3 protein-coding genes are annotated in these 4348 nt (G+C 57.8%); all 3 read right to left on the bottom strand.

The genetic code is table 11. The features are described from left to right. Positions 1-159 precede the first annotated feature (159 nt). Positions 160-1263, bottom strand: a complete 1104-nt coding sequence (locus P1S59_14220) for a DegT/DnrJ/EryC1/StrS family aminotransferase (GenBank protein ID MDF1527385.1) — start codon at positions 1261-1263, stop codon at positions 160-162. A gap of 1184 nt (positions 1264-2447) precedes the next feature. Beyond that, positions 2448-2960, bottom strand: coding sequence for an acyltransferase (locus tag P1S59_14215; protein ID MDF1527384.1), 513 nt, complete (start codon positions 2958-2960; stop codon positions 2448-2450). A 91-nt stretch (positions 2961-3051) separates the two neighbouring features. After that, positions 3052-4348 (bottom strand): DDE-type integrase/transposase/recombinase (locus P1S59_14210; GenBank protein MDF1527383.1); only part of this gene is annotated, 1297 nt, incomplete at its 5' end.

The raw sequence follows: 4348 nt of genomic DNA, 5'->3' as shown, positions 1-4348 counted from the left end.
TACCCGTAAGCTTCGGCAAGGGTTCTGGCCCAGCCTGAAGAATGAAAGGGTCCAGATTCCGGAAAGACAGAAATCATGCTGTCCCAAGCCGGATCTTCGAGAGGATTTATAATTTTGAATTCGGACATTTCAATCGCTGGTGCAGAGGTCAGTTCTGCCTTACATGGAAGATATAACTTCAGAAACGAACCTTATTTCTTCTTCCTTTAACTCCGGAAACATGGGCAAAGATACGTATTCGAAAGCACATTTTTCCGCCACCGGGAAAGAGCCCGGCCCCAGGTTTATACCAGCATAGGCCTTCTGAAGATGCACCGGCACTGGATAGTGGATACCGCTGAAGATCTCCTTCTCGCCTAAAGCCTTCATGAAAGCATCCCGATCCATACCCTGGACCCGAATAGCAAAAATATGGTAGACGTGCCGCGCGAAATCAGCCTCTTCAGGAAGAATAATACCTTCGATACCAGCCAGGTGCTGCCTGTAAAGGTCCGCGTTCCGGCGCCTGGCATCGTTCCACCGGTCCAGATACTTGAGCTTCACCGAAAGAACCGCTCCCTGGAATCCGTCCATGCGTCCGTTCCAGCCGATCACATCGTGATAGTACTTGGCCGCCTGTCCGTGGTCCCGGATCATTTTCATTTTGGCGGCAAGGTCTGCATCGTTGGTGGTCACCGCGCCGGCTTCTCCGTAGGCGCCGAGATTCTTGCCGGGATAGAAGGAAAAGGCCCCGGCGTCTCCCAGGGAGCCGGTCCGCTTGCCCTTGTACTCTGCCCCATGGGCCTGGCAGGAGTCTTCCAGAAGGAACAGACCATACTTTTTGGTTATAATGCGGATCGGATCCATATCGGCGGGCTGGCCGAACAGGTGGACCGGGATGACCGCCTTGGTCTTTGAAGTGATGGCCGCTTCCAGAAGATTTGGATCCATGTTGTGCGTATCCTCATCGATATCCACGAACACCGGCGTCGCCCCGGCAAAGGAGATGGCCTCGGCGGTGGCGATAAAGGTGTTGGGAACCGTGATCACTTCATCACCGGGGCCCACACCGGCGGCCAGCAGGGCGAGCCAGAGGGCTTCGGTTCCGCTGCCCACGCCCACCGCGTGCTCAGTCTGACAGTAGGCCGCGAACTCCTCCTCGAACTTGGCCACGAAAGGTCCGCCCGCAAAGGCTGTCTTGTCGAGGACCGCCTGCAGGGCGACTGCGATCTCGTCCTTAATAGCTTCGTACTGAACTTTAAGATCCAGGAAGTTGACTTTCATTGTAGACAGCTCCTTTCTCTGAATTTTCGCATTGCCGTAAAATTCAGAGCTGACCGGAAAATAGGGTGGCGATTTTCCGGGGACCCCCCTCCTCAAGAGAGATCGATTGATTAAGACTTAACGATGCAAATAAGAACTAAAGCCCAAAGACAACAAATTAAGGTCCAAAGCCCAAGGCCCAAAGCAAAGCTAGAAGCTGTAACGCAGAGAGCCGCAGGGGACACCTTTTTCAGGTGCTATCGCTGAGGGCCGCAGACAAACCAAACATTAAAGCTGGCTGACCACAGCGCGGTCATTCCCGGACCGCATCACAGGGTTTAACGGGGGGGAAACTAAAGCTAATTACCGCAAAGGACGCAAAGTATCGCAACTTCTCTCGCAGGGAGAAGGTTTTCTCTGAAATCAGCTGATTGAGCCATTTCAGGTGGAGATGAAAGCAAGTTTTCATCACAAACTGAAATGTCTCAATAGCTTTGGTGAGGGGGGGCGACTTACCCTGTGAAACCCTGTGGTAGGGACTGGGAGTGTCCCTGCTGTGGTAAATTTGCTTTAGATCTTCTCTGCGGAACCCCGCGGCCCATGCGGCCTACCAGCGAGCCGCACTCTGCGTAACTCCGCGTTAAGGCTTTTGAACTTCGGGATCGCTTCCGTCTTCGTTATGCCTGCGGCACAACTTCGCCGCGACAGGTCACATGGGTAAATTCCAGTCACCCCCACCTCAATCCTCCCCCCTCGGTAAACCTTTTCCCCCTCACCCCGACCCTCTCCCTCCAGGGGAGAGGGAGAGTAAGGAAATGGACTACTGGCAAGGGGAGGAAGAGCAAGGAAACGGGACTATTTTAGGGCTCGCGATGACCCGTCTTCGCCATCCACCTTCGCTGAAGCTATGGTGGACAAGAGGCTACGCCGGGGCAAGCCCGTCAACGCTTTCAACTATGACGTGGCAAGCAAGTGCGACTGGATTCCGGACAGCGGCTTCGCCCCTTCCGGAATGACCCGTCTTCGCCATCCACCTTCGCTGAAGCTATGGTGGACAAGAGGCTACGCCGGGGCAAGCCCGTCAACGCTTTCAACTATGACGTGGCAAGCAAGTGCGACTGGATTCCGGACAGCGGCTTCGCCCCTTCCGGAATGACGAACGATGGGATTGCCGCGGCCATGGAAAACGCCGGGCCTCGCAATGACTATGAATCTATTTCCCTCATCACCCTCGCCGGGTTGCCCGCCACGATGGTATTGGCCGGAACATCCTTCGTCACAACGCTTCCCGCACCGATGATGGCGTTCTCGCCAACGGTGACACCGCACAGCAAAGTCACTGAAGAACCGATGGAAGCCCCTTTCTTCACCAGGGTCATCTCGCAGTGCCAGTCGGCTTCCGTCTGGAGGGTCCCCTCCTCGCTGGTGGATCGGGGGAAACGGTCGTTGATGAAGGTGACGTTGTGCCCTACAAAGACGTCGTCCTCGATGGTCACCCCCTCGCAGATGAAGGAGTGGCTGGAGATCTTGCAGTTGGCGCCGATAAAGGCATTCTTCTGGATCTCCACGAAGGTGCCCACCTTGGAGTTATCCCCGATGGAGCACCCGTAAAGGTTGACGAAGTTGAAAATCCTCACCCCTTCCCCGACCTTCACATCCGGGGTGATGCTCTGGGTGGGGTTGATGACGAAGTCTTTGAGTTCGGCGATGGGTTTCATAAGATTCTCCTTGGTTAAGAGCGAGCTAGAAGCTGTAACGCAGAGGGCCGCAGCAGCGCCTTCAGTTCCGGTGTCACCATCGGAGTGGCCATCAGTTCACCTCCTCGCTGGTGGTGCCGGTGCGGACGGCGAAGTGGCTGTCGTCTCGGACGAACCGTGGAGCGACGACATTGGTGGGCAGCTGGGTTCCGCGGTCTTCGGTCTCGGCGCCGGTTTCGGTGCCTCGTTCGAGCATCCGTCCGATGAGTGGAACGTTGACCGCCTCGGCGTCGAGAGCCCTTTGACAGGCGGCGTCGACACGTTCCGCACCCCACTTTTTGACCAATCCCAGGAGGGCGTAAACCTGACGCATCTTCGTCCAGGGCAGAGGGATGTCCAACAGGGCGGTTGCGTAGACGCCGATGGCCAGGCCATACGATGCGGCCATCCTCTGCAGCTTGTCCAGGTCCCGCATCGCGTAGGCGGTCTTCTCCGACGGCAGATCCTCGGGGTCGGTCGACCTGTGGCCCGGCTTCTGACGGGGGTGGACCTTGACCAACTGACCACGGGAGAACACTTTGACCAGCTGGGCGTCGGCGCGGACGTCGACCCGGGTGCCGATCAGATTCCCCGGAACCGAATACAACGCTTTGGCCACCTCGATGTGATGATCCCGATGCACCTTCGCCGTGGCATAGACCGGCAGGTCATACCGAGCCTTCGGAGCCGGAGCTAACACTGGCTGTTCTTCGATGCGGAACACTTCGGCGGGGCGGGCCTGGATGGTGCCGTGGATCCGCATCCCGGCCCGTTCCCGACACCACACTTCGACACGCCGTTGCGCGTCGGCCAGGTCGATGAAGATCTCGCCGGCGAAGAACGAGTTGCGTACGAATGGCACCGTCCTCTCCACCCTCGGCTTGTCTTGGGGAGACCGGACCCGGGCCGGGTCGATTTTGAACCCGCGAGCCTGGGCGTATTCGACAAACGCCTGGTTCAACCTGGGTTCCACCGGATTCGCCACATCAACGATGGCCTTGAGATTGTCGGGTATCACCGTGGCGAACACTCCGCCGAAGAACGCCCAAGCCGCTTCGAATCCGGCGATCACGTCGTCGATGGTCTGTCGGTGACACAGCCATACGAAACTGAATCTCGATACGACCGGTGTAAACACCAGTGCCCACAGGTCCCGCATCCGATCGGTGTCCGGGTCGGGGATCCGACCCAGCTTGCCGAAGTCGACCTGCAGCTCATCGCCGGGCTCACCATCAGCAACCCGTACCGTCGTCGACCGGACCGACCGGCCCACACCCAGCTCCTCGAGGGCGTAACGGTGCAGCGTCCGCTGTGGCACCACCAAGCCCTGCCTTTCCAACAGCTCATGGCTCTTCACCACTGTGAGCTCC

Source organism: bacterium, from assembly GCA_029210965.1.
Classification (GTDB): Bacteria; BMS3Abin14; BMS3Abin14; order BMS3Abin14; family BMS3Abin14; genus JALHUC01.
This window is presented reverse-complemented; position numbering and strand designations above follow the sequence as displayed.

Bases quoted from the DNA above. Each gene is read 5' to 3' on its own strand.
- P1S59_14220 (MDF1527385.1), bottom strand. From the start codon at position 1,263: ATGAAAGTCAACTTCCTGGATCTTAAAGTTCAGTACGAAGCTATTAAG.
- P1S59_14215 (MDF1527384.1), bottom strand. From the start codon at position 2,960: ATGAAACCCATCGCCGAACTCAAAGACTTCGTCATCAACCCCACCCAG.